Below are 26,037 nucleotides of genomic sequence, written 5' to 3' on the forward strand. Positions count from 1 at the left end.
GGTGCTCGACTCCGATGTCACCTGGATAACGCTGGCCAGGGAACTGCGGCTGCCATTCGCTCGTCGGCTCGACGACCCAGGATGGCTCGGCGGGATCGTGCCACCGGTCGGCGTAGCCGCGACTCATCCGCAGGACCTGTCGCTGCGGCCGGGACGTCGCCGGGACGCGGCCCTGGCCGCGACACGGTGAGTTGGAGCCTGCCCTGCGCAACCGTGACGGTCGAATCTTCCGGTCTGGCCCGTGCCGGAACCCAGGGCCGGCGCCCGCTCGCTCACGGTCGCGCCCCGGTGGTCGGCTCGCGTCCGCTCGCTCACGGCGATGTCACCTCGTCGGAAATGGTCGCGCTGGGCACCCCGGAGGCCGGCGAAATCGCTCGTCCGGGCACCGAATGGCTGCGCATGGAGGGTAGCGGCGCGGGCTCGGTCACCGCCACTGCGGCACCCTCGTCAACCCAAACGTTATCCTACTGATCCGGACATTTATCCCTATGCCGGTATCGGGCTTCCGGCGATGCTGCACCCACCGTCAGCCGCCCGTCGCCGCTGCCCGGGTGCCGGGTGGGCTCGCTCAGACAGCTCCGGTGCGAGCACGGCGAAGCGGTTCGGTTCGAGGATCGGTCACGCCGTGCTGGGCGTGCCGGGAGTCGCGGTCAGATCTGGTCGCCGATGGCGACCCGCGGCTCCGGCGTACGCAGCTTGCGGAAGGTGATCGACCGCATGATCGCGTAGAGGTACAGCGACCCCATCCGCTGGGTGGACTTCGGGAACCGCTCGCGGACCAGCTTCTTGATCCTGCGTGAGATGAGCACCGAGTCGACCACCACGCCCAGCGCCAGCGCGCCCCAGAGCAGGTTGGAGGCCAGCCGGATCACCGGCGGCATCGCCTGGTTCGAGCCGATCAGCACCACCAGGGCCCCACCGAAGAACCAGGTGCCGACGGTACGCCGGGAGTCGACCACGTTGCGGGCCAGCAGCCGCTCCGGACCCCGGTCGCGGGGACCGCCCTCACGCCGGAACTCCGCGGCCGTTTCGGCGCGCTGTTGCCGGCGCAGCGCCTTCGCCTCGTCCTTGCTCAGCGGCTTCGTCGCCCCGGCGGGTCGACGGCCGGTGACAGGTCGCTTCGGCGTCTCCCGACCCTTGGCGGGGGTGTAGGCACGGGACCGGGCCGCCTCGGCCGCCTCCTCCTGCGCCGGGGTCAGCGGCTCGGTGGCGGGATCGGCGAGGTCGGCGGACTTGCGGCGAAACAGCGACGGCACGCGGCAAGGGTAGCCAACGCCGCGCGCCCGGTGCACATCGCGGTGCGGCGAACGCGCGGCGGGCGGCGTCGAGCCGACTACGGCCGCTCCACCTGCGCGCCCAGATCGGCGAGCTTGGCCTCGAAGTCCTCGTAACCCCGGTTGATCAGGTCGACGCCGTAGACCCGGGAGGTGCCCTCGGCGGCCAGCGCGGCGATCAGGTGGCTGAAGCCCGCCCGCAGGTCGGGAATGACCAGGTCGGCGGCGTGCAGCTTGCTCGGACCGGCGATCACGGCGGAGTGCTTGAAGTTGCGCCGGCCGAAGCGGCACGGGGTGCCACCCAGGCAGTCCCGGTAGACCTGGATGTTCGCACCCATCGAGTTCAGCGCCTCGGTGTAGCCGAGCCGCTGCTCGTAGACCGTCTCGTGGACGATGGACAGCCCGCGAGCCTGGGTCAGGGCCACCACCAGCGGTTGCTGCCAGTCGGTCATGAAGCCCGGGTGCACGTCGGTCTCCAGCGCGGTGGCCTGGAGTTCGCCGCCCGGGTGCCAGAAGCGGATGCCGCCCTCCTGACCCGGCTGTCCGGGCCGAGGCGGACGGGTGTCGGTCACCTCGTACTCGCCGCCGACCGAGCGGAAGACGTTCAGGAAGGTCATCATGTCGGCCTGCTCCGCGCCGAGCACCTCGACGTGGCCACGGGTGGCCAGCGCCGCCGCGGCCCAGCTCGCCGCCTCGATCCGGTCCGGGATCGGCCGGTGGGTGTAACCATGCAGTTTCGGTACGCCCTGGATCTCGATCACCCGGTCGGTGTGCACCTTGATGATCGCGCCCATCTTCTGCAGGACACAGATGAGGTCGACGATCTCCGGCTCCACGGCCGCGTTGCGCAGCTCGGTGACGCCCTCGGCCATCACCGCGGTCAGCAGCACCTGCTCGGTCGCGCCCACACTCGGGTAGGGCAGCGCGAACTTGGTGCCGTGCAGCCCGTTCGGCGCGGACAGGTGCAGCCCCTCGGGGGTCTTGTCGACGGTCGCACCGAACTCCCGCAGCGCCTGCAGGTGGAAGTCGATCGGCCGGGGCCCGATGTGGCAGCCGCCGAGGTCCGGAATGAAGGCGTGCCCGAGGCGGTGGAGCAGCGGCCCGCAGAACAGGATCGGGATCCGGCTGGAGCCGGCGTGCACGTTGATCTGATCGGTGCTGGCGCTCTCCACGTTGGCCGGGTCGAAGACCAGCTCGCCGTCCTCGTCGCCGTCGGTGACCTTGACGCCGTGCAGCCCGAGCAGGCCCCGGACGACCTCAACGTCACGGATCTTCGGTACGTCGAACAGCCGACTCGGGCTGTCGCCGAGCAGCGCGGCGACCATCGCCTTGGAGACCAGGTTCTTCGCGCCGCGCACGCGGATCCGCCCTTGCAGCGGCGTGCCTCCGTGTACGACCAGGACGTCGTCGGTCAACGCAACCTCCAGCGCGTGCGTGCTGCCGTTTCGATGGATGGACACCACCGGTTCGCTACCCGGGGAGCGGTCGCGCCCAAACGCCCGCGCCCGCGTGTGTCGTCGCCCGGCAGCATAGCCCTCCGTGATGAGAATGGATCCGGTCACACCGCCTCGGAGGGCATTTATCGGTGATCCGGCACTTTCGCGTACAGCGAGCGTGACAGAGGGTGACGCCCGGTTGAGGTCAGGCTCCGGGCAGTGCGAGCATCTGGTCCAGGGCCACCCGGGCGTGGTGCGCGGTGTCGGGGTCGACCGTGATCCGGTTCACCACCCGACCTGCGACCAGCTCCTCCAGCGCCCAGACCAGGTGCGGCAGATCGATCCGGTTCATCGTCGAGCAGTAGCAGACCGCCCGGTCCAGGAACATGATCTGCTTGTCCGGGTGGGCCAGCGCGAGCCGCCGGACCAGGTTCAGCTCCGTGCCGACGGCCCACGCGGAGCCGGCCGGGGCGGCCTCGATGGTCCTGATGATGTACTCCGTCGACCCGACCAGGTCGGCGGCCTGCACCACCTCGTGCCGGCACTCCGGGTGCACCAGCACGTTGACGCCCGGCACCCGCTCCCGCACGTCGTTGACGCTGTCCAGCGTGAACCGGCCGTGCACCGAGCAGTGCCCGCGCCAGAGGATCATCTTCGCCTCGCGCAGCTGCTCCGCGCTGAGCCCGCCGTTCGGCTTGTGCGGGTCGTACAGGACGCAGTCGTCGAGGGAGTAGCCCATCTCCAGCACGGCCGTGTTGCGGCCCAGGTGCTGATCGGGCAGGAAGAGCACCTTCTCACCCTGCTGGTACGCCCACTCCAGGGCCCGCTTCGCGTTCGACGAGGTGCAGACCACACCGCCGTTGCGCCCGACGAAACCCTTGATGTCCGCCGAGGAGTTCATGTAGGTGACCGGGACGGTGCGCTCCGCCAGGCCCAGCTCGGTGAGCACCTCCCAGGCGTTCTCCACCTGCGGCAGCGCGGCCATGTCCGCCATCGAACAGCCGGCGGCCAGGTCGGGCAGTACGACCTGCTGCGTGTCGGAGGTGAGGATGTCCGCGCTCTCGGCCATGAAGTGCACACCGCAGAAGACGATGAACTCGGCCTGCGGGCGGGCTGCGGCCTCGCGGGCCAGCTTGAACGAGTCGCCGGTCACGTCGGCGAACTGGATCACCTCGTCGCGCTGGTAATGGTGACCCAGCACGAAGACCCGGTCGCCGAGGGCGGCCTTGGCCGCCGTGGCACGGGCCACCAGGTCGGGGTCGCTCGGTGCCGGCAGGTCACCCGGACACTCCACGCCACGTTCGGTGGCGGGGTCGCTGCCGCGGCCGAGGAGCAGCAACGCAGTGGCGGTGTTGGAGGGCTCAACCCAGGTCGACGTCACGCCCTCCATGGTCCCACAGCGTGACCGTCGTGCCGCCCGTGCCGGTGTGGGCTGCCACACTGCCAGGCATGCGCGTACTGCTCTGCCCGGACAAGTTCGCCGGTACGCTGCCGGCCCCGCAGGTCGCCGCCGCGGTGGCCGACGGCTGGCGGGAGGTGGCACCCGGCGACGACCTGCTGGTCAGACCACTGGCCGACGGGGGACCGGGCTTCCTCGACGTGCTCGCCGAGGCGCTGCCCGGTCGGCGGGTGCCGGTGCCGACGACCGATCCACTGGGCCGTCCGGCCACCGGTGAGATGCTGCTCACCGACGAAGGTGCGGTCGCGTGGCTGGAGAGCGCGCAGGCCTGTGGGCTGCACCTGCTCGACACCGCCGAGCGGAACCCGTTGGCCACCACGTCGTACGGTCTGGGTCTGCTGATCGCCGCCGCGGTGGAGGCCGGGGCGCGCACGGTGGTGGTCGGGCTCGGTGGCTCGGCGACCAACGACGGCGGCGCGGGAATGCTCGCCGCCCTGGGGGCGGTGGGTCTGGACGGCACCGGCGCGGCCCTGCCGTACGGCGGTGCCGCCCTGACCGCCGCGGCGAAGCTCGACGGTCTGCCCCGGTTGCGTGAGGCCCGGCTGATCGCGGCCACCGACGTCGACAACCCGCTGCTCGGTCTGCACGGGGCGAGCAACGTCTTCGGCCCGCAGAAGGGCGCCGACCGGGCCGACGTGCTGCTGCTCGACGCCGCGCTGGCGCGCTGGGCCGAGGTGTTGGAACGGGACCTGCCCGGCTGCCCCAGTGGGCTGGGCGCGCTGCCGGGTGGCGGCGCTGCCGGCGGCACCGGTGCCGCGTTGCTCGCCCTCGGCGGGCGGTGCGAGTCCGGCATCGGACTGGTCAGCCGGGCCGTCGGACTGGAAACCGTGCTCGACGAGGTTGATCTGGTGGTCACCGGGGAAGGCCGGTTCGACCACCAGTCGCTGCGGGGCAAGGTGGTGGCCGGAGTGGCCGGCGCGGCCCGTGACCGGGGCGTACCCTGCGTCGTGCTCGCCGGCCAGGTAAGCGCCGGGCGGCGGGAGGCGGCATCGGTCGGAGTGACCGACACGTACAGCCTGGTGGAGCACTTCGGCGGCGAGGAGCGCGGCGGGCTGGCCGCCGCGCTGGAGCGCCCGGCGGAGGGGCTGCGGGCGCTCGGTGCCCGGCTGGCCCGGCAGTGGAGCCGCTGAACCGGCGAGTGCCTGGTCACGCCGCCGGGTCGCGCGGCCACCGGCGGCCTACAATCAAGAACTGGACCACTGTGGGAATCGCTGACCGGCGGCTGACGTTGGCCAGGGGAGGACCACACCGACGCGCCGCAGGGAGAATTCCACGTGACCACGCCAGCGCAGACCGAGTCGACCGAGGCCAAGGCCCCCACGTCCGTCGTCCTCACCGACGTCGCGGCGCAGAAGGTCAAGGCCCTGATTGAGCAGGAGGGCCGCGACGACCTGCGGCTCCGGGTCGCCGTGCAGCCGGGCGGCTGCTCCGGCCTGCGGTACCAGCTCTTCTTCGACGAGCGTTCGCTCGACGGTGACGTCGTCACCGACTACGACGGTGTCGAGGTCGTCGTCGACCGGATGAGCGCCCCCTACCTGGCCGGCGCCACCATCGACTTCGCCGACCGGATCGACGCCCAGGGCTTCACGATCGACAACCCCAACGCGGGCAACTCCTGCGCCTGCGGAGACTCGTTCAGCTGAGTCCGGTTCCTCATCACGCGGACGGCGGTACGGCCCCAGCGGCCGTACCGCCGTCCGCGTCTCTGCACCCCGGCCGCCGCCGCGTCCACCCAGTTGACCAAGAAGTTCTGGTCGCGATACGGCCAGCGGCGCGGCCAAAACTTCTTGATCATCCGGGAGGGTGGGGTCGGACCGGCGTGAGGGTGGGTCGGATCGAAGTGAGGGTGGGGTCGGCGGGGTGGAGTCGGGTGGTCGCTTGGGGATCGCGGTGCCGGTAGGCTGATCGGGCTCTGCTGCCGATCCCGAGGGTTGCCATGAAGATCGCCGTGACCGGCTCGATCGCCACCGACCACCTGATGAGCTTCCCGGGCCGGTTCGCCGACCAGCTCATCGCCGATCAGCTGCACAAGGTCTCGCTCTCCTTCCTGGTGGACGATCTGGTGCTGCGCCGGGGCGGGGTGGCGGCAAACATCGCGTTCGGCATGGGGCAGCTCGGCCTCCAGCCGGTGCTGCTCGGCGCCGTCGGTGCCGACTTCGCCGACTATCGCTCCTGGCTGGAGCGGCACGGGGTGGACTGCGACTCGGTGCACGTCAGCGAGATCGCCCACACGGCCCGCTTCGTCTGCACCACCGACACCGACATGTGCCAGATCGCCTCGTTCTACGCGGGCGCGATGAGCGAGGCCCGCAACATCGAGCTGCACCCGGTCGCCAAGCGCCTCGGTGGGTTGGACCTGGTGCTGGTCGGCGCCAACGACCCGGAGGCGATGCTGCGTCACTCCGCCGAGTGCCGCGAGCGTGGCTACCCGTTCGCCGCCGACCCGTCCCAGCAACTCGCCCGGATGCCCGGCGAGGACGTGGTCGCGCTGATCGACGGCGCCGACTACCTGATGACCAACGACTACGAGAAGTCGCTGCTGCAGAGCAAGGCCGGCCTCTCCGACGACCAGTTGCTCGACCGGGTGAAGATCCGGGTCACCACGCTGGGCAAGCACGGGGTGGAGATCGCGGGGCGGGAGATCGAGACGATCCACGTGCCGATCGCCCGGGAGACCCAGGCGGTCGACCCCACCGGTGTCGGCGACGGCTTCCGCGCCGGCTTCTTCACCGCGCTGTCCTGGGGGGTCGGGCTGGAGCGGGCCGCCCAGGTCGGCTCCCTGCTCGCCACACTGGTGCTGGAGACCGTCGGCACCCAGGAGTACCAGGTGCGCCGCGACGTGTTCGTCAAGCGCCTCGCCGAGTCCTACGGCGACCACGCCGCCGACGAGATCCGCCCACACATGCTCCCCTAACTCGAAAGTCGAGCGTGACCTGACGTGCAACAGCATGCCGTTGTCGGGGGTCTGTGTTGATCATGAGGTTGGCGGCAGTGTTCGATCTCCACGGTGCCGCTAACCTCATGATCAACGCGGGTGGGTTGGGGGCTGGGCGGGTTAGTGGGTTCGGCGGATGTGGTAGGTGGGGCCGGGGTGGGAGCCGAGGAACTCCTGGCCGCGCATCCGGCACCAGGCCGGGATGTCGACCGCGGCCGCCGGGTCGTCGGCGAGCACCCGGATCACCGTGCCCACCGGCAGCTCCGGCAGGCGGCGGGCCAGGGCGATCACCGGCAGCGGGCAGCGCTGGCCGAGGCAGTCGAGCACCTCGTCAGGAAGCTCACCGGACGGGTCGCTGGATGCGTTCCCGGCGGGGCTGTCCGGTGTGTCACCGGTGGCGTCGGTGGCGCTCACAACCCCGTCACCCCCGCCTGTTCCCGCAGGTCGGCGACGATGCCGGGCAGCTCGGTGAGGAAGCGTTCCACGTCGGCCTCGGTGCTTCCGGCGTGCAGCGAGACCCGGACGTTGCCGTGCGAGAGCACCCCCATCGCCTCCAACACATGCGACGGGCGCAGCGTGGACGAGGTGCAGGACGAGCCCGACGAGACGGCGAAGCCCCGGCGGTCCAGGGCGTGCAGCAGCGCCTCCCCGTCGACGTACAGGCAGGAGAAGGTGACCAGGTGCGGTAGCCGATGCTCGGGATCGCCGACCACCTCCACGTCCGGCACCTCGGCCGCCACCCGGGCCCGGATCCGGTCCACCAGCGCGGACAGCCGCGCCGCCTGGGCTGCCGCGTCGGCCGCCGCCGCGCGCAGGCTCGCCGCCGCCGCCACCACCGCCGGCAGGTTCAACGTGCCGGGTGTACGCCCCGATTCACGCTCGTCGGTCGGCCAGGGTGACTCCCAGCGGGTGCCCTTGCGCACCACGAGCAGTCCGACGCCGGGCGGACCGCCCCACTTGCGGGCACTCGCGGTCAACACCGACCAGCCGGGCGGCACCGGTACCCGGCCCACCAGTTGCGCGGCGTCGACGTAGAGCGGCACGCCGGCCCGGGCGCAGGCCGCCGCAGCGGCCTCGACCGGTTGTACGGTGCCCACCTCGTGACTGGCCGCGATCAGCGCGGCCGACGCCACCTGGGCACCGGTGACCGCCGACGACCAGGCGTCCAGGTCCAGCCGGCCGAGACGGTCGACCGGCACCTCGACGGCCGCGCCGCCGCCGGCGACGTGCTGTTCGGCGGCGTGCAGCACGGCTGAGTGTTCGATCGCCGAGTGCACCAGGACCCGGCCGGCCCGTCGACGGCCGCGCAGCCCACCGAGCACTGCGGTGTGTGCGGCGTTGGTGCCGCTGGCGGTGAAGGACAGCTCGTCGGGGCGTACGCCGAGGGTCTCGGCCGTGGCCTCGCGGGCGGCGTCGAGCAACTGGCGGGCGCGCCGGGCCTGCGAGTAGAGCCGGTCGGGATCGGCCCAGCCGTCGTCGAGTGCCGCCAGCAGCGCCTGCCGGGCGACCGGATGCAGCGGCGCGGCGGTGGCCGCGTCCAGGTAGACGGGGGAGGAAGTCACGTCTGCCCACGCTATCGCCTCGGTCGGCACAAGATCCCCCGTCGGGTGCGGACAACGACCCCAACCGGGTCCAGCCCGTCATGGTCGAGTAATCTGCGACCGTCGGTGACGCCTTTGCCGCCGGTGCGGCGGCTCCGCTCGGCGGAGCCGGCCGAAACGAGGACACCGCGGCGCGCTAGGGAGGCAGGACCAGGTGGTCGCAAGGAGTTCGGAGGTACGGCCGACGGCCGTACGGCGCAGCGCATCCCCGCGAGCCGGTGGGCGGCGGGGGCGTCGTGCCGGGCGTCTCGCCGGGCTCGGATTCAGTGGGGCGGCGCTGCTGGTCCTGCTCACGGGCTGTGACGTCGGTGCGGCGTTCGGGGGCTTCGGGTGGCCGCAGGGCGGCATCACTCCCGAGTCCCGGCGGATGTACGACCTGTGGATCGCCTCGTGCGTCGCGGCACTCGCGGTCGGCTTCTTCGTCTGGGGCCTGATCTTCTGGTGCGTGGTGCGCTACCGCAAGCGCGGCAACGAGCTGCCGGTGCAGACCCGCTACAACCTGCCGATGGAGTTCCTCTACACCATCGCGCCGGTGCTCATCGTCTCGGTGCTCTTCTACTACACCGCGGTGGTGCAGACCGACGTGGTGAAGACCACCAACAACCCCGACGTCACCGTCGAGGTCGTGGCCTTCAAGTGGAACTGGCAGTTCAACTACCGCGACGGCCAGGGCGTCGACGCCGAGACCACCGCGTCGGTGCTCGGCACCAGCGAGGTCATCCCGATCCTGGTGCTGCCGACCGGCCGGTCCATCCGGTTCGAGGAAACCAGCCGCGACGTCATCCACTCGTTCTGGGTGCCGGAGATGCTGTTCAAGCGGGACGTCATGCCCGGCAGCATCCGTAACGTCTTCGAGGTCTCCTCGCTGGAGACCGAGGGCGCCTACGTGGGGCGCTGCGCCGAGCTGTGCGGCAGCTACCACGCCTTCATGAACTTCGAGCTGCGGGTCGTCTCGCCGGAGAACTTCGACCGCTTCCTCGCCGCCAAGCAGGGTGGTGCCTCGACCCAGGAAGCGTTGACGTCGATCGGCGAGGAGCCGTACGCGACCACCACGAGGCCGTTCGAGACACGGCGTACCGAGAGCAACTTCAACCCGGACACCGCTCCGGCCGGCACGGGAAGCTGAGGCAACCGGCATGAAGACCGAGTGGCGTATCTTCCTGATCATCGCCGGGTTCCTGCTGTTCGCGACCGTCCTGTACGGCGGCTGGACGTGGGCCGACTCGGACGGTCGGGTCGAGTGGATCGGCACCGTGGCCCTGCTGCTGTCGTTCCTGCTCTGCGCGATGTGCGGCGGCTTCTTCTGGTTCGTCTCCCGCCGCATCGACCTGCGCCCGGAGGACCGGGCGGACGCCGAGATCGCCGACGGCGCGGGCGAGATCGGCTTCTTCAGCCCGGGCAGCTACTGGCCGTTCGGGCTCGCCCTGGCCGCCGCGATCGCCGGCCTGGGCCTGGTGTTCTGGCAGTTCTGGCTGCTCGGCCTCGGTGCGGTGGCCGTGATCCTGGCCGCCTGCGGCCTGCTGTTCGAGTACTACAGCGGCACTCGGCGTACCGCCGAGCACTGAGCCTCGGAACGCGAGAGGGCCTGCCCCCACCGGGGCGGGCCCTCTCTTCGTCGTCGGTGGTCGAGCGGGTGGGCCGGTCAGGCGGCGCGGTGTCGGACCGCCGTGCGGCGACGGGTCGACCGGCGCGGCGGGCTGATGACGACTGTGATGATCGCCGCGCCGCAGCCGGTGCAGGCTCGTTCGGGGCAGTCGGCGCCGTGGCCGTCGACACAGGGCGGTGCCTCGAACGGCTGGATGCTGTCGCAGGTGTCGCAGTGAAGCTCGCGCTCCGACACGGACCTCTCCTTTCGCTCGGCGGCCGGTCGTTGGACGTCGCCGGAACTACTCGGTTGTAGTTTCCCACGACCCTCCGACAGCCACGGCGGGGCCGGTCAGGCGCTGCGGGCGACCTCGATCCAGCGGTCGAGGGTGCGGGCGGCCGCGCCGGAGTCGATTGACTCGGCGGCCCGGCCCAGGCCGGCGCGGAGCGCGTCGGTCAGGTCGCCGTCCAGGGATCCCTGGGTGGCCAGGGCCGCCGCCGCGTTGACCAGGACGGCGTCGCGCACCGGTCCCGGCTCGCCGGCGAGCAGACGCCGGGCCACGTCGGCGTTGTGGGCCGCGTCGCCACCGCGCAGGTCGGCGAGGGTGGCCCGGGGTACGCCAAGGTCGACCGAGTCCACCACGGTCTCCCTGACGGCCCCGTTCTGGGCGATCCAGAACCGGGTCGCGGCGGCGGTGGTGAACTCGTCCAACCCGTCCTCGCCGCGCATCACCAGCACCGAGTCGCCCCGGGCCGCGAAGACGGCCGCCATCACCGGTGCCATCGTCGCGTCGAAGCAGCCGACGGCACCCGAGCGGGGACGGCCTGGATTGGTCAGCGGGCCGAGGAAGTTGAACGCGGTCGGCACCCCCAGCTCCCGGCGGATCGGGCCGGCGTGGCGCATGCCGGGGTGGAACCGGGCGGCGAAGCAGAAGCCGATCCCGGCCTCGGCTACGCACCGGGCCACCTGATCGGGCCCGAGATCCAGTGGAATGCCGAGGAACTCCAGCAGGTCGGCGGTACCGCAGGAGGACGAGGCGGCCCGGTTGCCGTGCTTGACCACGCGTACGCCGGCACCGGCCACGACCAGCGCCGTCATCGTGGAGATGTTTACCGTGTGCGCGAGGTCGCCACCGGTGCCGACCACGTCGAGCGCCTCGGCGCGTACCTCCTCCGGCAGCTCGACTGGGACGGCCCGGCTGAGCATCGCCTCGACCAGCCCGGTCACCTCCGCCGGGGTCTCGCCCTTGGCCCGCAGCGCGACGGCGAAGCCGGCGATCTGGGCCGGCGCGGCCGACCCGGACATGATCTCGCCCATCGCCCAGGCGGTGTCGGCGGCGGATAGTTCCTCGCCGCGCAGCAGCGCGGTGAGCAGGTGCGGCCAGGTCCGATCGCCCATGGCGGGCCTCCCGAGCAGACGGTTACGGGTGGGACGGGACCGGCGCCGGCTCGCCCGGCGCCGTGGCGGTGCCGGAGTGGGACGTCAGGCGGGTGCGCCCGCGCGCAGCAGCTCGGTCACGGTGGCGGCGGTGGTGACCGGGTCGAGCGGGTGCACGAGGGTGGCGTCGACCTCGGCGAAGGACGCCAGCCAGCGGTCGGCGGCGCGGGCGATCACCACACAGGTCGGTGGGGCGTCGTCACGGTCGTCCTTGATCTGCCGGGCGATGCCGATGCCGCCGCCGGGGCTGGCCTCACCGTCGAGCAGCATCAGGTCGATCTCGTAGTCGTCGACCAGTCGGATGCACTCGGCGTAGGTGGACGCCTCGACGAACTCGACTCGCAGGTCGGCCGCGGGTCGGGTGCCGACGGCGAGCCGCATTCGGTCCCGCACCTGCGGGTCGTCGCTGTAGAGCAGGACGGTGCACAGACGGTCGCTCATGCCGACACTCCGCTTCGCTTCGTGCCGTCCTGAGGCACCATGGCACTGAGCCTGCTTCGCTCGCTGTGCTCGCTCATGGCTTCCAACGGCTCCCACTTCGTAGCTGCGTGGCTGATCGTACCGGTCGGTGTGGTGCGCGTGACACGCCGCCCCGGCCGGTCGCCGGGCTGCCCTCAGGCGGTCGATTCCGCCGCCCGTCGGCGGGCCTCCTGGCGGTCCAGTTCGCGGTCGATCCGGCGGGCCTCCCGCTCGGCCTGGCGCATCCACTGCACCACCAGGACTGCGAGCATCGTCACGCTGACGAACTCGCCGCCGGCCCACAGGATCCCGCCGGCGAGCACCTGGTCCTCCCACGGGTCGGCCCAGCTCAGCCCGAGCGAGGGGTACCAGTCGCCGCCGAAGAGGGTGGTGCTTTGCATGATCGTCAGCCCGAGCACGGTGTGGAACGGCACCGACAGCAGCATCAGCAGCGCCCGCCCGGGGTACGGCCAGCGTCCAGGCAGCGGATCCAGGCCGAGCAGCGGCCAGAAGAAGACGCAGCCGGTCATGATGAAGTGCGCGTGCACCACCTCGTGCGCCCAGGCGTGCTCGAGCGTGTAGCGGTACAGGTCGGTGAAGTAGAGCGCGAACGGGTTCACCACGAAGATGGCGAACGCCACCAGCGGGAAGGTATAGATCCGGGCGATCCGGCTGTGCACCACCGCGAGCAACCGCTTGCGCGGACCGGTCGGCAGGGTACGCAGGGCCAGGGTCACCGGTGCGCCCAGCGCCAGGAAGATCGGCGAGACCATGGACAGCACCATGTGCTGCACCATGTGCACCGACAGCAGCGTGGTGTCGTACGCGTGCAGTCCGCTGACCGTAACCGAGGCGATGCCGCCCAGGCCGGGGCCGAGGAAGAAGATGGTCCGGGCGACCGGCCAGCGGTCGCCGCGGAGCCGCAGCCGGTACACCCCGTAGAGGTAGAGACCCGCGGCGAGGACCAGGCCGACGGCGAGCCAGCTGTCCAGCCGGGTCTCGGTCACCACGGCGGTGATGGAGAACGGCGGCGGAGCCGATTCGGCCGCCACCGCTCCGACGCTTGTCACCTCGGTCGCGGCCGACCCGGTCGCGGCCGTGGCGAGCAGCGGCGCGGTCGGAGCGGCCAAGGTGATCGGAGCGGCGTGCAGCACACCAATCAGCCTAGGTCAGGCGAACCGGACGGTACCGATCGGGCCACACCTGGCGCTGGTTTCACCCCCCGCTGATCGCCGGCCGTGGTGAACGGCAATAATGACCGCGTGACTGCGGCCCCAGCCATTGACAAGAGCCGGATCCACTCCCTGACGCGTCCCAACATGGTCAGCGTCGGGACGATCGTCTGGCTCTCCAGCGAACTCATGTTCTTCGCGGCGCTGTTCGCGATGTACTTCTCCATCCGCGCAGCGGCGCCGGAGCAGTGGGCGGAGCACACCGAGGTCCTCAACATCCCGTACGCGACCACCTTCACGGTGATCCTGGTGTTGTCCTCGGTGACCTGCCAGCTCGGCGTGTTCGCCGCCGAGAAGGGTGACGTCCACGCGCTGCGGCGCTGGTTCACGATCACCTTCGTGATGGGTCTGATCTTCGTGCTCGGCCAGCTCAACGAGTACCGCGAGCTGGTGCACCACGGCGTCAAGATCAACGGTGACGGCTACGGCTCGATGTTCTACCTGACCACCGGTTTCCACGGCCTGCACGTCACCGGGGGTCTGATCGCCTTCGTGATCTTCATGATCCGCACCACCATGGGCCGGTTCACCCCGGCTCAGGCCACCGCCGCGATCGTGGTGTCGTACTACTGGCACTTCGTCGACGTCGTGTGGATCGCGCTCTACGCCATGATCTACTGGCTCCAGTGATCTTGGCGCGCGCCAGCCGCCTTGCCGCTGCTCCACCCCCCGCAACACAAGGTCCAACCGGTTAAGGACACAGGTCATGACTTCTGACAACGACCGCCGACGCGGTCTGCTCGCGCGGCTGCGCGGGCGGCCCGGGGCGCCCAGCAGGGGCCGCCGCCGGCTGGGTGCTGCGGTCCGGCTGGTCGCCGCGCTGATGCTGGCCGGCGGCGCCTACACCGTCCTCGCCCCCGGCGCCGCCGCCCAGGAGAACCCGCCGCTGAGCACCGCCGCCGCCGACGGCAAGGCGCTGTTCGACGTGAGTTGTGTGACCTGTCACGGTCGCAACGCGCAGGGGGTCGAGGGGCGCGGGCCGAGCCTGATCGGCGTCGGTGCCGCCTCCGTGGAGTTCCAGGTGAGCACCGGTCGGATGCCGATGGCCCGGCAGGAGGCCCAGGCGGCGCGCAAGCCCGAGGTGTTCACCCGCGACGAGATCGACCAGCTCGCGGCGTACATCCAGGAACTCGGCGGCGGCCCGGTCGTTCCGGCCGGTGACAACCTGCACGCCGACGGCAACGTCGCGATCGGCGGCGAGCTTTACCGGATCAACTGCTCGCAGTGCCACGCGTTCAGCGGTGGCGGCGGTGCCCTCTCCTCGGGCAAGTACGCGCCGAGCCTCGCGCCGGCGACCGACCGGCAGATCTACGCGGCGATGCTCAGCGGTCCGCAGAACATGCCCGTCTTCGGCGACAACCAGATCACGCCGGAGCAGAAGGCGGACATCATCGCCTACATCCAGCAGACGCTGAAGGACGACGGTGACCCGGGCGGCTTCTTCAACCTGGGCCGGTACGGACCCTCCACCGAGGGTGTGGCGATCTTCCTCGTCGGTATCGTCGCGCTGGTCTTCGCCAGCCTGTGGATCGCGGGCAAGTCGTGAGCGGGGGGACCATGAGCAGCCAGACCGGGCAGCGGGCCGTGCCGGGCGGGGAACCGCTCGACGTGAACGACCCCCGGCTCAGTCGGTTCGACATCGTCCGGGAGGGTGCCCGGCGGGACGACATCGAGATCGTCCACTACGAGCCGCAGGTGGCCCCGGGCACCAAGGCCGAACGGCGGCTGGTCCGCACGGTGGCGGGCTTCTTCCTGCTGACCGGGCTCGCGGCGACCGCCTTCCTGGCCATCTACATCTGGTGGCCCTGGGAGTACGAGCCGGGCCGCGGCGGGGACAAGCTCTACACCCCGCTGCTCGGGGTGACCCTCGGCGTCGCCCTGCTCGGCATCGGCTTCGGCATCCTCACCTGGGGCAAGAAGCTGCTGCCCAAGGAGGTGTCGATCCAGGACCGGCACGAGGGTGCCCCGCCCGCCGAGGACCAGCGGATCACCGGCGAGACCATGGCCTACATGGCCGATGAGCTGGGGGTCAAGCGTCGGCCGCTGCTCGGGGTGTCGCTGCTGGCCGGTCTGCTGCCGGTCGGCGCTGTCGCCGCGGCGCCCCTGGTCGGCGGGCTGATCTCCGACCCGCACAAGGACGACCAGATGATGACCACCGGGTTCGTCCCCCGGGACGGTCAGAAGATCCGGCTGGTCCGCGAGGACGGTCGGCCCATCCGGCCGGCCGACATCAGCGCCGGTGGTCAGATCACCGTCTTCCCGGGCGTGGAGCACGGGGTGAGCAACCGGTACGCCGACTCGCCCACCCTGCTGATCCACCTGCGGGAGGGTGACGCCGAGGAGTCGCGCCGCAACAACGAGCGCGAGGGCCACGGCGGCTACATGTGGGGCAACTTCGCCGCCTACTCCAAGGTCTGCACGCACGCGGGCTGCCCGGCGAGCCTGTACGAGCAGCAGACCAACCGGCTGCTCTGCCCGTGCCACCAGTCGCAGTTCCTGATCACCGACAACGCCAAGCCGATCTTCGGTCCGGCCAGCCGGCGCTTGCCTCAGCTGCCCATCGAGGTGGACGCTGAGGGCTACTTCGTGGCGAAGTCCGACTACACCGAGGCTGTCGGGCCCGACTTCTGGGAGCGGCCGTGAAGCGGCGAAAGTTTGACGTGGCAGCGGTGCCGGGCAACACCGCCCGAGCGGTCGACGACCGCTTCCAGGTGGCGACCCCGTTGCGCCGACTGCTCAACAAGGTCTTCCCGGACCACTGGTCCTTCCTGCTCGGCGAGATCGCGCTCTTCTCGTTCATCGTCCTGCTGCTGACCGGTGTCTTCCTGACCTTCTTCTTCGAGCCGGCGATGACTGAGGTCATCTACAACGGCAGCTACGCCCCGCTGCGGGGCACGCCGATGTCGGCCGCGTACGCCTCGACGCTGGACATCTCCTTCGACGTCCGCGGCGGCCTGATCATGCGCCAGATGCACCACTGGGCGGCGCTGCTGTTCATGGCCGCGATCGTGGTGCACATGCTGCGGGTCTTCTTCACCGGCGCGTTCCGTAAGCCGCGCGAGACCAACTGGATCATCGGCTCGCTGCTGTTCTGGGTCGGCTTCCTGGCCGGCTTCACCGGCTACTCGCTGCCGGACGACGGGCTGTCCGGCACCGGCCTGCGGATCGCCTCGGCGATCATGCTGTCCATTCCGGTGATCGGTTCCTGGGTGACCGCGGCGGTCTTCAACGGCGAGTTCCCCGGCACGATCATCATCAGCCGGTTCTTCATCGCCCACGTGCTGCTCATCCCCGCCCTGCTGGTCGCGTTGATCACCGTGCACCTGGGCCTGGTGTTCAAACAGAAGCACACCCAGTGGCCGGGGCCGGGCCGGACGAACGGCAACGTGGTCGGCGAGCGGATGTTCCCGCGCTACGCGATCAAGCAGGGCGGCTTCTTCATGGTCGTCTTCGGCGTGATCGCGCTGATGGGTGGCCTGTTCCAGATCAACCCGGTCTGGCTGTTCGGCCCGTACGAGGCGTGGGTGGTCTCGGCCGCCAGCCAGCCGGACTGGTACGTCATGTTCCTCGACGGCTCGACCCGGCTGATGCCGGACTGGGAGATCACCATACCCATCGGCGAGGGATACGTGATCCCGCCGCTGTTCTGGCCGACAGTGGTGCTACCCGGCATCCTGGTGGCGATCTCCCTGCTCTATCCCTTCATGGAGGCCCGCCACCTGAAGGACTACCGCAGCCACAACCTGCTCCAGCGTCCCCGCGACGTCCCGTTCCGCACCGGCTTGGGCGTCATGGCCCTCACGTTCTACGTGATCCTGACCCTGTCGGGCGCGAACGACGTCATCGCCGACAAGTTCCACATCAGCCTGAACGCGATGACCTGGGCCGGTCGGGTCGGTCTGCTGCTCCTGCCGCCGCTGGCGTACTACGTCACCTACCGGATCTGTCTCGGCCTGCAGCAGCACGACCGGGAGGTTCTCGCCCACGGCGTGGAGACCGGCATCATCCGGCGGCTGCCGGACGGCCGGTTCGTCGAGGTGCACCAGCCGCTCAGTGCGGGCAACGGGCACGGCGAGCTGGACTACGCCGGTTGGGTGGTACCGAAGAAGATGAACCGGCTCGGTGCGCTCGGCCCGGCGATCCGCGGCTTCTTCTACCCGATCGAGCGGCCGGCCGAGGCTCCGGTCTCGCCGGGGCACCCGCCGGTCGAGCCGCGCCCGGAGCGGGAGGAGATCACCAGCGGGGAGACCCGCCCCTGAGATCCGTCGCAACGTGACGTGGCGCCCGCCGGACCGTTTCCGGCGGGCGCCACGCCCGTTTCGCCGCTTCCGGACGTCGTCGCCGCTTCCCGCCGTCGCCGGATCACAGGAATAACCCCGGCCAGCCGGGTATCCGTGCGGTCCAACGTCTCAACGGGGAGGAAGCATGTTGGGTATCAAACGCCTCGGCCTGCTGGCCGCGCTGGTGCTGGTGGGCGTCGCACCCGCCGCAGCGGCGCAGGCGGCGGCGCAGCCGTCGGAACAGGACACCCAGTACCTGCAGGCGGTCCACCAGGTCAACCTGTACGAGATCGCCGCCGGTGAGCTGGCCCAGGAGAAGGGCCAGAACCAGCAGGTCAAGGAGCTGGGGCAGCAGTTCGTCACGGACCACACCGAACTGGACCAGTCGGTGCAGGATCTGGCCGGGCAGCTCAACGTCGAGCTGCCGAGCGAGCCCACCACCGATCAGCAGGCCGGTCTCGACCAGCTGAACAACGCCAGCGGTGAGGAGTTCGACCGGCTCTGGGTGACCCAGGAACTGGCCGGCCACGTCCAGGCCATCCAGGCGACCCAGACGGAGATCTCGCAGGGTACCGAACCGCAGGTGGTCCAGCTGGCGCAGACCGCGCTGCCGGTCCTGCAGGCGCACTACGACGCTCTGGTGATGTTGGCCGAGGAACTGGGCATCCCGGTCCCGGAGACCAGCCCGAGCGGTACGCCCAGCCCGGGTGGCACCGTCCCGGCTCCGGGCGGCACCACGCCGACCCCGGGTGAGACCTTCACCGAGGAGGCGCCGGTTCCGGGTGGCACCGTCACCGAGACCCCGGTGCCGCAGCAGAGCTGACCCGGCGGTACGAGACGAGCCGGTCCACCCCGCGAGGGGTGGACCGGCTCAGTCGGTGCTGCCCAGCCCGATGGCGAAGGCTTCCTCCAGGTCGTGCCGGGAGTACGCGCGGAAGGCGATGTGCGACTCGGTGTTGAGCACGCCCGGCACCTTCGAGATGCTGCCCGCGATGATCTGGGCGATCTCGTCGAACTCGCGGACCCGGACCATGGCGATCAGGTCGACGTGCCCGGCCACCGAGTAGACCTCGCTCACCCCCGGCAGGTTCGCCAGTGCCTCGGCCACCTCGGGAATCGAGTCGGTGGCGCAGTCGATCAGCACGATCGCGGTGATCACGAAACTCTCCGTTCGTAGGCGTACTCGCCCATGCTAGGCGCTGTGCCAGCAGCGCCGTGCGGGGCTGCGCGAGGCAGGCGCACGAAGAGGGCGGCGGACGCGAACAGCACCGCCGCGCCGATCAGGTAGCCCGCTTCGACACCGTGCCGGGTGGCCTGCCAGCCGATCAGCGGTAGCCCCGCCGCCCCCACGACCTGCATGAGTAGTGACTGTACAGACAGCACTGTGGCGCGTTCGGTCGCCTCGACGCGGTCGTGGAGCAGCTTCGCCTGTGCCGGGAAGGCCGCGCCGAGACCGAGGAACAGCAGACAGTAGGCCAGCCCGGCGAGCGCGATGGCACCCGGCCCCCGCAGGAGGGCGCAACCGGCGAGTCCGAGCATGGACAGTGCGGACACGACCACTCCGGTCGCTGCCGCCCGCGCGTGTGATCCGCAGCTGCGTACCGTCCAACCCGCGATCATTCCCCCGACGGCGTCGGCGCCGAATCCTGTGGCTGCGACCACGGCGTACGTGGCGGCCGCGGTCGGGCCGCTGGTCAGCTCGGCCAGCCAGGCCGGGGTGAGAAGTTCGATGGCACCCAGCGCGACACCCGCTCCGCCGGCCGCGAGCAACACCCGGGTCAGTACGCGGTCCCGCGCCGAGACCTGTAGCCCAGCGACGACGCCGGCGGGCACGCGACGCACGACGGCCGCCATATTCAGACGTGGACGCGGCGGCTCGGGCAGCCGGACCGTCATCAGGGCCCGCAGCACCTCGACCCCGGCCGCTATCAGCACCGGCACCGCCAGGGCCGGAAGCGTGCCGGTGTCACCCAGGGCCAGCGGCAGTAGACCGCCAGCGAGCGTGCCGGCCGCCAGCGCCAGCGACCCGGCGACCTCACCGCGTGCCAGACCGGTGGTCAGGTCGACATCGCGGTCAGCGTGCGCGTGCACGGTGTCGACGTACCACGCTTCCAGCGGCCCGGTCGACAGCGCGCGGGCGACGCCGCGCAGCACCGCGGCGGCCAGAAACGGTGCGATGGTGTCGGCCAGGCCCAGGAACAGCAGGCCGCCGGCGCCGGCCACCGCCGATGCAACGAGTACGGGGCGGCGGCCGATCGCGTCCGCCAGCCCTCCGGTGGGCAGTTCGAGCAGCGCAACCGTGAGACCGTACACCGCGGTGATGAGCGCGATCGTGGGTACCGACAGGCCACGGTCGAGCATCAGCAGTACGAGCGGCACCAGACAGAGCCCGGTCGGCAGCCACAGGAGGAAGTTCAGCGATGCGTACCGACGCCGGGCAGCGTCGATGCTCACCGGCGTTCGGTGCGCGGAAAACCGGCCACCACGATGGACACGGTGACCGCAGTCGGATCGGCTTCGTCCCGTGCTCTCAGCTCGTCGAGGTGGGCATAGAAGCGGTCCCACAGCTCGGCCACCGAGGAGCGGCTGAGCCGAGTCACGATATCGCCGATACCTGCCGCCTCCACCCAGTCCGGATCCAGGTCGTCCAGGTGCGCCTCGAAGTGCTCGACATCGCCGACGAGCACCTCGACCTGTCGACGCCGCATCATCGCGGCAGCCTGCCGACCGGCATCGCTCGCGGAGAGCTCGGTGTTGCTCCAACCGGTCGTGAGGTGCACGGCGGCCCAGCGCCGTTCCCGGGGATGTCTACGCCCGAGCGCGGATTCCGTGACGAACCCGTGCCGGGCCAGTACGCGTAGGTGGTAGCTGGTCGATCCGGACTCGGTGTCGAGTAGGTGGGCGAGCTCGGTGGCGGTGGCGGGGCCGTGCTCCCGCAGCGCAGCCAGAAGCCGCACCCGGAGAGGGTGGGCCACCGCTTTGAGGTCCGCGGGATCGGATACCCGTCGTTCCTGGCGAGGATCGGTCATGCCGGACAACGTAGCTACGCAGAAAAGTTTATGCAAAGAATTTTCTGCAAGCTGCGCATGATGGATCCGGCCGCGGTGTGTCGACGGGTCAGGCCGCCTGAACGGTCAGGTCGGCGCCGACGCGGATCACGTCGTGCAGGTGCTCGTCGGCGCCGACGGAGGCGTTCGGCCAGATCACGCTGCGGCTGACCGCACCCCGGACGGTGGCGCCCGCACCCAGGACGGAACGGTGACAGGGGCCGGTGACCGTGGCGGCCGGATCGATCAGGCAGCCGGCACCGGCGGCGTGCAGGTTCGCGGCGAGGTAGTCGGCCGGGGTGCCGGTGTCGATGAAGGTGCCCCGGTAGCCGACCACGGTCAGCCGGCCGGCGGCCTCGGCCGGGCGCCACACCGTGCGTACCAGGTCGCCGAAGGTGGCGGGCAGGTCGCGGACCAGCCGCCACGGCAACAGGGAGAAACCGGTGAAGACGTGTCCGTCGAAGGTGCCCGGTGCGGTCGGGTCGGCGGCCGGCTGGCCGAGCAGGCGTACCGAGTCGCCGTCCCAGCCGTCGAGCAGCGCGGCGATGTCGGGGCCGGGCGGTGCCGCCGGGTCGGCCAGATAGGCGTCGGCGTTGCCGACCAGCACGCCCCGGCCGTTGATCCAGTCCCGCAGCCGTCCCACACCGCCCGCGGTGCCGAGCGGGCTGCCCGGCTCCACCGAGAGGTGCGCCCGGGTACCCACCCGCTGCACCACCTGGTCGCCCAGGTAGCAGGCGTTGACCGCCACCGTCGCCGGGCCGCTCAGGCCGAGGCCGGCGAGCCGGGCCAGCGCCCGGTCCAGCAGGGGCACGTTGCCGACCGGGCAGAGTGCCTTGGGTACCCGTTCGGTCAGTGGGCGCAGCCGGGTGCCCTCGCCGGCGGCGAGCACCACCGCACAGATCCGGTCGGAGGCTGTGGTGGGCCGACGGCCGGTCGGGGCACCGTCGGGCCGGGTCATGGCGTCGTGTCGGGCAGCGGTGGCGGGAACTGCCCGGCCAGCGGACCGATGTCGTAGTACGCGAGCAGGCGGGCGGTCGGCCAGGTCAGCTTCGGCAGATCGTCCAGCGGGTGCCAGGCGGCCTCGAAGACCTCCGCGCCGTCGACGGTCAGTTCGGTGCTCGACGCCGGCACCTCGGCGGTGAACACCACGTCCACCCAGCCCTTGGCGTGCACGATGGCGTTGGGCACCGCCGGGGTGAGTCGGGTGGGGGAGAGGCGGACGCCGCTCTCCTCGAACAGCTCCCGGGCTGCGCCCACGGCGGGGTTCTCACCGCGTTGCAGCAGCCCTGCCGGGAGCGTCCAGCCCCGGCCGGGCGGCTGGCGTAGCAGCAGCAACCGACCGGCCCCCGTCGCCTCACTGTCGCGGAGCAGGGTGACCGCGCCGACGATGTACTTGGGTACGGCCATCCGGACCAGCCGACGTCGGACCGGCAACGGCAGCCGGTAGAAGACCTGGTACGCGACGGCGCGTCCGGTGCGGCGGGTACGGGGGATCATGGCTCCAGGCTAGTGGCCGTGAGGCGCGCTCGCGCCACGAGGAGCACGCCGGGTACCGCATGGGGCCAGGACGGTCACTGACGGTGGTCGACCAGGTCGATGAGTTGGCGTACCACGGCGTCCGGCTCGATGACCCGGTCGAAGACCGCGACCAGCAGGGTTTCCAGATCCGGGTAGCCGAGTTCCTCCGACAGCCGCAGCAGCGGCAGATCGCTGGCCAGCCCTCGGTTGTGCTGACGCAGGGCCAGCCCGATGGTGGCGCGGCCCAGGCGTACCTTGTCGCTGATCGAGATGCCCGGCTCGCTGTGCTCGGCGAACCACCGGTTGATCTGCATCTGCGCGTGCGGTGACTTGACGAACCCCAGCCACTCGCGACGCGGCCCGCGGGGGGCCACCTCGGCGTCGAGGCTGCTCTCCTCGTCGGTCTCGGTGAAGATCTCCACCACGTCACCCTCCTCAAGCTCGGAGGAGAGCGGAACCAGCCGACCGTTGACCCGTGCGGCCAGGCACCGGTCCCCCCGGTCGGTACCCAGCTCGTACGCCAGGTCGACCGGGGTGGCGCCGGCGGGCAGCACGATCTGGCGACCGTCGGCGACCACCTGGATCTGCGCCTCGGACAGGTCGCAGCGCAGCGAGTGGAGGAACTGGGCCGGGTCGGCGGCATCCTGCTCCCAGTCCAGCACCCGGCGCAGCCAGTCGAGCTGACCCGAACGGGCCGTGGCCCCGCCGGAGCGGGGGAAGCGGAAGTCGGCGGCCACCCCGTACTCGGCCGCGCGGTGCATCTCCGTCGTGCGGATCAGCACCTCGACCGTACGGTTCTTCGGCCCGCAGACGCTTGTGTGCAGGGACCGGTAGAGGTTGTTCTTCGGCGAGGCGATGAAATCCTTGAACCGGCCCGGCACCGGCCGCCAGATGCCGTGTACCGCACCGAGTGCCGCGTAACAGTCGGTCGCCGGGCCGTCCACCACGATGGTGATCCGGGGCAGGTCGAACGGGGCGGTGTGGCCGCCGGCCACGGTGTCCTTCCAGATCGAGTAGAGGTGCCGGGGCCGTGGCGCCACCTCCGCGTCGACCCGGCTGCGCCGCAGCGCCACCCTGGCCTGGGTGACCACCTCGGCGAGGTAGCTGTCCCAGCCGGGCCGGTCGTGCACGTGCCGCGCGATGCGGGCGTGCTCGTCCGGTTCGAGGTGCAGCAGCACCACGTCGTCCAGCTCCCGCTTGAGGGTCTGGATACCCAGCCGGTCGCAGAGCGGTACCAGCACCTCCTGGGTCTTGCGGGCGATGCGCTCGCGGGAGGCGGCCGAGCGTACGCCCAGGGTGCGCATGTTGTGCAGCCGGTCGGCGAGCTTGATGATGAGCACCCGGACGTCCTTGCCGGCCGCAATGATCATCTTGCGGATGGTCTCCGCCTCGGCGGCCTGCCCGTAGAACGCCTTGTCGAACTTGGTCACCCCGTCGACCAGGTGGGCGACCTCGTGGTCGAAGTCCTCCGCGAGGGCCTGCAACGTGTAACGGGTGTCCTCCACCGTGTCGTGCAGCAGCGCCGCGACCAGGGTGGTGGTGTCCATGCCGAGTTCCGCGCAGATCTGGGCGACCGCCAGCGGGTGGGTGATGAACGGTTCCCCGCTCTTGCGGAACTGGCCGCGGTGCATGTTGTCCGCGATGGTGTAGGCGCGCCGCAGCACCGCCGGGTCGGTGCCGGTGTGGATGGCGCGGTGGGTGCGTACCAGTTGGGCGACCGGTTCGGTCTCGGCGGTCGGCCAGGTCAGTAGCGATCGGAGTCGTCTGGTCAGGGGCAGCTCGCCGGGCTGTGTCGGGAGCGCACCGCCCAGGGCGCCGCCGTGTCCGGCGTTGACGTCCACCTGGGACACCCCCTCACGCCTGCTGCACCACCACCGGAATCCGGCAAGCGGGAGCAGACCCTCGAAACGGGCAGGACTGCACTTCCTTAACAGAGTAAGTGAGTCGACGTAGTCCGATCGGACAGTTGCTCATGAGCGTTCGGACCAGAGTTGCCGGGACGCTGCGCTCTCGGCCTTGGTCAACAGGTCGCGGAACCGTGCCGCGCCGGCCACCGGGGAGGACCAACCGGCGGACATCTCGACCAGCCGGGTCTCCGGTCGCTCCAACCAGGACAGGATCCGCTCGGACTCCTCCGGGCTGGCCGCCGGGACCGGGCCGTGCCCGGGCGGCACCGTCTCGGCGGTGGCCCGGATGGTGGCCAACGTCGGTCGAGGGTGGACCCCGGGTGGGGACACGCCGGCCCCGGCGAGCCGCCCGTGGCGTACCAACGCCAGCTCCCAGCCGCCGCCGGCCGCCGGGTGGGCGGCGGCCACCTCGGCGAGCCCACTCAACGCGGCGAGGCGCTGCATGCGTACGGCGGCCCGTAGCACCGCGGCGAGGCGGGAGCGCAGCACGGCCGCGTCCTCGTAGCGCTGGTCGGCCGAGAGTGCCTCGATCCGGGCGAGCAGGGCGTCGACCACCGGCTGCGGATCGCCGGTGGTGGCGGTGGCGAACGGCGTGACCGCCCGGACGTCGTACTCCTCGGGAGAGATCCGGTGCTCGCAGGGTGCCGGGCAGCGACCCAGCTCGGCAAGCGCGCAGGCCGGCGTGACGGTGCGCAGCGACAGCCGGTGGGTGCACTGCCGTAGCGGCACCGCGTCGTGGAATCCGGCGGCGGCCAGCTCGGCGGCGCGTCGCGAGGTGAACGGGCCGAGGTAGGCGCGGTCGCCCGGGGAGATCTCCCGGACCACCGACAACCGGGGGTACGGCCCGTCGGTCAGCTTCAGCCAGACCACCCGCTCCGGGTACTTCGACCGGCGGTTGTACGGCGGTGCGTGCGCTGCGATCAGCCGCAGCTCACGCACCTCGGCCTCCAGCGAGTGCGCACACTCCACCGCCTCCACCCGTTCGGCGGCGGCCAGCATCTCCGAGATCCGGGCGCGTTTCTCCGCGGCGGTGAAGTAGCTGCGTACCCGGGTGGCGATGTCCCGGGAGGTGCCGACGTAGAGCGGCCGGTCGTCGGCGGCCCGGAAGATGTAGACCCCGGGGGAGCGGGGCAGGCCGTCGGCCAGGTGCCGCTTGCGACGCTGCGTCGGGGTGACGGCGCGGGCGAACTCGATGGCGTCGCCGATGGTGTCGACCCGGTGCCCACCGAGGCGTCCGATGAGCCCGTGCAGCACGTCGACGGTCGCCCGGGCGTCGTCCAGGGCCCGGTGGGTCGGCTGCGTGGCGGCCCGGAAGTACGCGGCGAGGGTGCCGAGCTTGCGGTTGGGCACCTCGTCGCGCAGCAGCACCCGCCGGGCCAGCGCCGCGGTGTCCAGCACCCGAGGGTTCGGCCAGCGGTAGCCGTGCTTCGCACAGGCCGCCTTCAGGAAGCCGACATCGTACGGTGCGTTGTGGGCGACCAGCACGGCGTCCGAGACGAACTCCAGGAAGCTCGGCAGCACCTGCTCGATCGGCGGTGCCGGCAGCAGCATCGCCTGGGTGATGCCGGTCAGCACGGTGATGAAGGGTGGGATCGGCACCCCGGGGTTGACCAGGGTGGCCAGCACCCCCAGCTGCTCGCCGCCGCGTACCTTGACCGCGCCGATCTCGGTGATGCCGCCGCCGTCGGGAGCTCCGCCGGTGGTCTCCAGGTCGACCACCACGAACGTCGTCGCGTACAGCGGCAGCGCCGGGTCGACGCCGCCGACGGTCGGGTCGAGCCCGGCCAGCGCCGGTTGCAGGAACTCCTGTGCTGCCATCCGCGGCACCGTAACGGTCCGGTCCGACACTCGCGCCCCATCCGTCCCA

Annotated in this window: 27 protein-coding genes; 11 read left to right on the forward strand and 16 right to left on the reverse strand. The window is 71.1% G+C overall.

Features of this window, described 5'->3' with window-relative positions; translation table 11 throughout:
• Nucleotide 1: 1 nt before the first annotated feature.
• Nucleotides 2-190 (forward strand): hypothetical protein, encoded by a 189-nt coding sequence (locus ACFY2A_RS13130; RefSeq protein ID WP_363924537.1) that lies wholly within the window; start codon nucleotides 2-4, stop codon nucleotides 188-190.
• A gap of 460 nt (nucleotides 191-650) precedes the next feature.
• Here ACFY2A_RS13130 and ACFY2A_RS13135 read toward each other — a convergent pair whose 3' ends face one another.
• The 3 genes from ACFY2A_RS13135 to nadA form a co-directional block, all read right to left on the reverse strand.
• Nucleotides 651-1,256, reverse strand: a complete 606-nt coding sequence (locus tag ACFY2A_RS13135) for a DUF3043 domain-containing protein (RefSeq protein ID WP_387171366.1) — start codon at nucleotides 1,254-1,256, stop codon at nucleotides 651-653.
• Between the two features lie 77 nt (nucleotides 1,257-1,333).
• Complete coding sequence (murA, locus tag ACFY2A_RS13140) at nucleotides 1,334-2,689, reverse strand: UDP-N-acetylglucosamine 1-carboxyvinyltransferase (RefSeq protein ID WP_363924565.1); 1,356 nt, start codon at nucleotides 2,687-2,689, stop codon at nucleotides 1,334-1,336.
• 226 nt (nucleotides 2,690-2,915) lie between these two features.
• Nucleotides 2,916-4,091: a quinolinate synthase NadA gene (nadA, locus tag ACFY2A_RS13145; RefSeq protein WP_387171368.1), complete on the reverse strand. Its 1,176-nt coding sequence runs from the start codon at nucleotides 4,089-4,091 to the stop codon at nucleotides 2,916-2,918.
• Nucleotides 4,092-4,159: 68 nt separating this feature from the next.
• Between nadA and ACFY2A_RS13150 the strand changes: the two genes are divergently transcribed.
• The 3 genes from ACFY2A_RS13150 to ACFY2A_RS13160 all read left to right on the forward strand — a co-directional run bounded on the left by ACFY2A_RS13150 (nucleotide 4,160) and on the right by ACFY2A_RS13160 (nucleotide 7,083).
• Nucleotides 4,160-5,299 carry a glycerate kinase gene (locus ACFY2A_RS13150; RefSeq protein WP_363924534.1) on the forward strand — a complete coding sequence of 380 codons (1,140 nt, stop codon included), beginning with the start codon at nucleotides 4,160-4,162 and terminating at the stop codon, nucleotides 5,297-5,299.
• Nucleotides 5,300-5,443: 144 nt separating this feature from the next.
• On the forward strand, nucleotides 5,444-5,812 hold the full coding sequence (gene erpA / locus ACFY2A_RS13155; protein WP_013735179.1) for an iron-sulfur cluster insertion protein ErpA: 369 nt from the start codon (nucleotides 5,444-5,446) through the stop codon (nucleotides 5,810-5,812).
• A 293-nt stretch (nucleotides 5,813-6,105) separates the two neighbouring features.
• Entirely contained in the window at nucleotides 6,106-7,083 is a 978-nt protein-coding gene (locus ACFY2A_RS13160; protein WP_363924533.1) for a carbohydrate kinase family protein, read from the forward strand.
• Between the two features lie 141 nt (nucleotides 7,084-7,224).
• On the opposite strand, the gene ACFY2A_RS13165 is transcribed toward ACFY2A_RS13160, so the two are convergent.
• Nucleotides 7,225-7,431 carry a sulfurtransferase TusA family protein gene (locus ACFY2A_RS13165; protein ID WP_363924564.1) on the reverse strand — a complete coding sequence of 69 codons (207 nt, stop codon included), beginning with the start codon at nucleotides 7,429-7,431 and terminating at the stop codon, nucleotides 7,225-7,227.
• Nucleotides 7,432-7,514: 83 nt separating this feature from the next.
• A complete protein-coding gene (locus tag ACFY2A_RS13170; RefSeq protein ID WP_387171370.1) occupies nucleotides 7,515-8,666 on the reverse strand; it encodes a cysteine desulfurase family protein in 1,152 nt (383 codons plus the stop codon).
• 193 nt (nucleotides 8,667-8,859) lie between these two features.
• Between ACFY2A_RS13170 and coxB the strand changes: the two genes are divergently transcribed.
• Nucleotides 8,860-9,831, forward strand: coding sequence for a cytochrome c oxidase subunit II (coxB, locus tag ACFY2A_RS13175; RefSeq protein ID WP_363924531.1), 972 nt, complete (start codon nucleotides 8,860-8,862; stop codon nucleotides 9,829-9,831).
• Between the two features lie 10 nt (nucleotides 9,832-9,841).
• Entirely contained in the window at nucleotides 9,842-10,270 is a 429-nt protein-coding gene (locus ACFY2A_RS13180; RefSeq protein WP_363924530.1) for a cytochrome c oxidase subunit 4, read from the forward strand.
• Between the two features lie 77 nt (nucleotides 10,271-10,347).
• On the opposite strand, the gene ACFY2A_RS13185 is transcribed toward ACFY2A_RS13180, so the two are convergent.
• The 4 genes from ACFY2A_RS13185 to ACFY2A_RS13200 all read right to left on the reverse strand — a co-directional run bounded on the left by ACFY2A_RS13185 (nucleotide 10,348) and on the right by ACFY2A_RS13200 (nucleotide 13,295).
• Nucleotides 10,348-10,545 (reverse strand): hypothetical protein, encoded by a 198-nt coding sequence (locus ACFY2A_RS13185; protein ID WP_387171372.1) that lies wholly within the window; start codon nucleotides 10,543-10,545, stop codon nucleotides 10,348-10,350.
• Between the two features lie 96 nt (nucleotides 10,546-10,641).
• Nucleotides 10,642-11,688: an anthranilate phosphoribosyltransferase gene (trpD, locus tag ACFY2A_RS13190; RefSeq protein ID WP_363924528.1), complete on the reverse strand. Its 1,047-nt coding sequence runs from the start codon at nucleotides 11,686-11,688 to the stop codon at nucleotides 10,642-10,644.
• A gap of 84 nt (nucleotides 11,689-11,772) precedes the next feature.
• A complete protein-coding gene (locus ACFY2A_RS13195) occupies nucleotides 11,773-12,168 on the reverse strand; it encodes a hypothetical protein (RefSeq protein ID WP_099850856.1) in 396 nt (131 codons plus the stop codon).
• Nucleotides 12,169-12,341: 173 nt separating this feature from the next.
• On the reverse strand, nucleotides 12,342-13,295 hold the full coding sequence (locus ACFY2A_RS13200) for a cytochrome c oxidase assembly protein (RefSeq protein WP_387171738.1): 954 nt from the start codon (nucleotides 13,293-13,295) through the stop codon (nucleotides 12,342-12,344).
• Nucleotides 13,296-13,448: 153 nt separating this feature from the next.
• Here ACFY2A_RS13200 and ACFY2A_RS13205 point away from each other — a divergent pair, with 153 nt between their 5' ends.
• The 5 genes from ACFY2A_RS13205 to ACFY2A_RS13225 all read left to right on the forward strand — a co-directional run bounded on the left by ACFY2A_RS13205 (nucleotide 13,449) and on the right by ACFY2A_RS13225 (nucleotide 18,521).
• Nucleotides 13,449-14,048, forward strand: a complete 600-nt coding sequence (locus ACFY2A_RS13205) for a heme-copper oxidase subunit III (protein WP_363924527.1) — start codon at nucleotides 13,449-13,451, stop codon at nucleotides 14,046-14,048.
• A gap of 76 nt (nucleotides 14,049-14,124) precedes the next feature.
• On the forward strand, nucleotides 14,125-14,964 hold the full coding sequence (locus tag ACFY2A_RS13210; RefSeq protein WP_363924526.1) for a cytochrome c: 840 nt from the start codon (nucleotides 14,125-14,127) through the stop codon (nucleotides 14,962-14,964).
• A gap of 11 nt (nucleotides 14,965-14,975) precedes the next feature.
• Nucleotides 14,976-16,061, forward strand: coding sequence for a ubiquinol-cytochrome c reductase iron-sulfur subunit (locus ACFY2A_RS13215; protein ID WP_387171375.1), 1,086 nt, complete (start codon nucleotides 14,976-14,978; stop codon nucleotides 16,059-16,061).
• Nucleotides 16,058-17,677, forward strand: a complete 1,620-nt coding sequence (locus ACFY2A_RS13220; RefSeq protein ID WP_387171377.1) for a cytochrome b N-terminal domain-containing protein — start codon at nucleotides 16,058-16,060, stop codon at nucleotides 17,675-17,677. The genes ACFY2A_RS13215 and ACFY2A_RS13220 overlap by 4 nt, the downstream gene beginning before the upstream one ends.
• 166 nt (nucleotides 17,678-17,843) lie before the next feature.
• Nucleotides 17,844-18,521 (forward strand): DUF4142 domain-containing protein, encoded by a 678-nt coding sequence (locus ACFY2A_RS13225; RefSeq protein ID WP_363924523.1) that lies wholly within the window; start codon nucleotides 17,844-17,846, stop codon nucleotides 18,519-18,521.
• A 48-nt stretch (nucleotides 18,522-18,569) separates the two neighbouring features.
• Here the strand turns inward: ACFY2A_RS13225 and ACFY2A_RS13230 are convergent, their stop codons facing one another.
• The 7 genes from ACFY2A_RS13230 to ACFY2A_RS13260 all read right to left on the reverse strand — a co-directional run bounded on the left by ACFY2A_RS13230 (nucleotide 18,570) and on the right by ACFY2A_RS13260 (nucleotide 25,988).
• A complete protein-coding gene (locus ACFY2A_RS13230) occupies nucleotides 18,570-18,857 on the reverse strand; it encodes an Lrp/AsnC family transcriptional regulator (protein WP_164449239.1) in 288 nt (95 codons plus the stop codon).
• The gene (locus ACFY2A_RS13235; protein WP_387171379.1) at nucleotides 18,854-20,152 is read right to left on the reverse strand and encodes an MFS transporter; all 1,299 of its coding nucleotides are present in this window, start codon (nucleotides 20,150-20,152) and stop codon (nucleotides 18,854-18,856) included. Before ACFY2A_RS13235 ends, ACFY2A_RS13230 begins: the two co-directional genes overlap by 4 nt.
• On the reverse strand, nucleotides 20,149-20,727 hold the full coding sequence (locus tag ACFY2A_RS13240; RefSeq protein WP_363924521.1) for a helix-turn-helix domain-containing protein: 579 nt from the start codon (nucleotides 20,725-20,727) through the stop codon (nucleotides 20,149-20,151). The genes ACFY2A_RS13235 and ACFY2A_RS13240 overlap by 4 nt, the downstream gene beginning before the upstream one ends.
• Before the next feature lie 88 nt (nucleotides 20,728-20,815).
• The gene (locus tag ACFY2A_RS13245; RefSeq protein WP_387171381.1) at nucleotides 20,816-21,703 is read right to left on the reverse strand and encodes a sugar phosphate nucleotidyltransferase; all 888 of its coding nucleotides are present in this window, start codon (nucleotides 21,701-21,703) and stop codon (nucleotides 20,816-20,818) included.
• Entirely contained in the window at nucleotides 21,700-22,242 is a 543-nt protein-coding gene (locus ACFY2A_RS13250) for an NUDIX domain-containing protein (protein ID WP_363924519.1), read from the reverse strand. Before ACFY2A_RS13250 ends, ACFY2A_RS13245 begins: the two co-directional genes overlap by 4 nt.
• 74 nt (nucleotides 22,243-22,316) lie before the next feature.
• Complete coding sequence (locus ACFY2A_RS13255) at nucleotides 22,317-24,104, reverse strand: RelA/SpoT family protein (protein ID WP_387171383.1); 1,788 nt, start codon at nucleotides 24,102-24,104, stop codon at nucleotides 22,317-22,319.
• Between the two features lie 129 nt (nucleotides 24,105-24,233).
• Entirely contained in the window at nucleotides 24,234-25,988 is a 1,755-nt protein-coding gene (locus ACFY2A_RS13260; RefSeq protein WP_387171385.1) for a DEDD exonuclease domain-containing protein, read from the reverse strand.
• Nucleotides 25,989-26,037: the final 49 nt, after the last annotated feature.

The sequence above is a fragment of the Micromonospora sp. NPDC000442 genome, from assembly GCF_042898635.1.
Classification (GTDB): domain Bacteria; phylum Actinomycetota; class Actinomycetes; order Mycobacteriales; family Micromonosporaceae; genus Micromonospora.

Excerpts from the sequence above, each read along its gene's own strand:
- ACFY2A_RS13150 (WP_363924534.1), top strand. The coding sequence starts at position 4,160 with ATGCGCGTACTGCTCTGCCCGGACAAGTTCGCCGGTACGCTGCCGGCC.
- ACFY2A_RS13160 (WP_363924533.1), top strand. The coding sequence starts at position 6,106 with ATGAAGATCGCCGTGACCGGCTCGATCGCCACCGACCACCTGATGAGC.
- ACFY2A_RS13180 (WP_363924530.1), top strand. The coding sequence starts at position 9,842 with ATGAAGACCGAGTGGCGTATCTTCCTGATCATCGCCGGGTTCCTGCTG.
- trpD (WP_363924528.1), bottom strand. The coding sequence starts at position 11,688 with ATGGGCGATCGGACCTGGCCGCACCTGCTCACCGCGCTGCTGCGCGGC.
- ACFY2A_RS13195 (WP_099850856.1), bottom strand. The coding sequence starts at position 12,168 with ATGAGCGACCGTCTGTGCACCGTCCTGCTCTACAGCGACGACCCGCAG.
- ACFY2A_RS13210 (WP_363924526.1), top strand. The coding sequence starts at position 14,125 with ATGACTTCTGACAACGACCGCCGACGCGGTCTGCTCGCGCGGCTGCGC.
- ACFY2A_RS13215 (WP_387171375.1), top strand. The coding sequence starts at position 14,976 with ATGAGCAGCCAGACCGGGCAGCGGGCCGTGCCGGGCGGGGAACCGCTC.
- ACFY2A_RS13225 (WP_363924523.1), top strand. The coding sequence starts at position 17,844 with ATGTTGGGTATCAAACGCCTCGGCCTGCTGGCCGCGCTGGTGCTGGTG.
- ACFY2A_RS13240 (WP_363924521.1), bottom strand. The coding sequence starts at position 20,727 with ATGACCGATCCTCGCCAGGAACGACGGGTATCCGATCCCGCGGACCTC.
- ACFY2A_RS13245 (WP_387171381.1), bottom strand. The coding sequence starts at position 21,703 with ATGACCCGGCCCGACGGTGCCCCGACCGGCCGTCGGCCCACCACAGCC.
- ACFY2A_RS13250 (WP_363924519.1), bottom strand. The coding sequence starts at position 22,242 with ATGATCCCCCGTACCCGCCGCACCGGACGCGCCGTCGCGTACCAGGTC.
- ACFY2A_RS13260 (WP_387171385.1), bottom strand. The coding sequence starts at position 25,988 with ATGGCAGCACAGGAGTTCCTGCAACCGGCGCTGGCCGGGCTCGACCCG.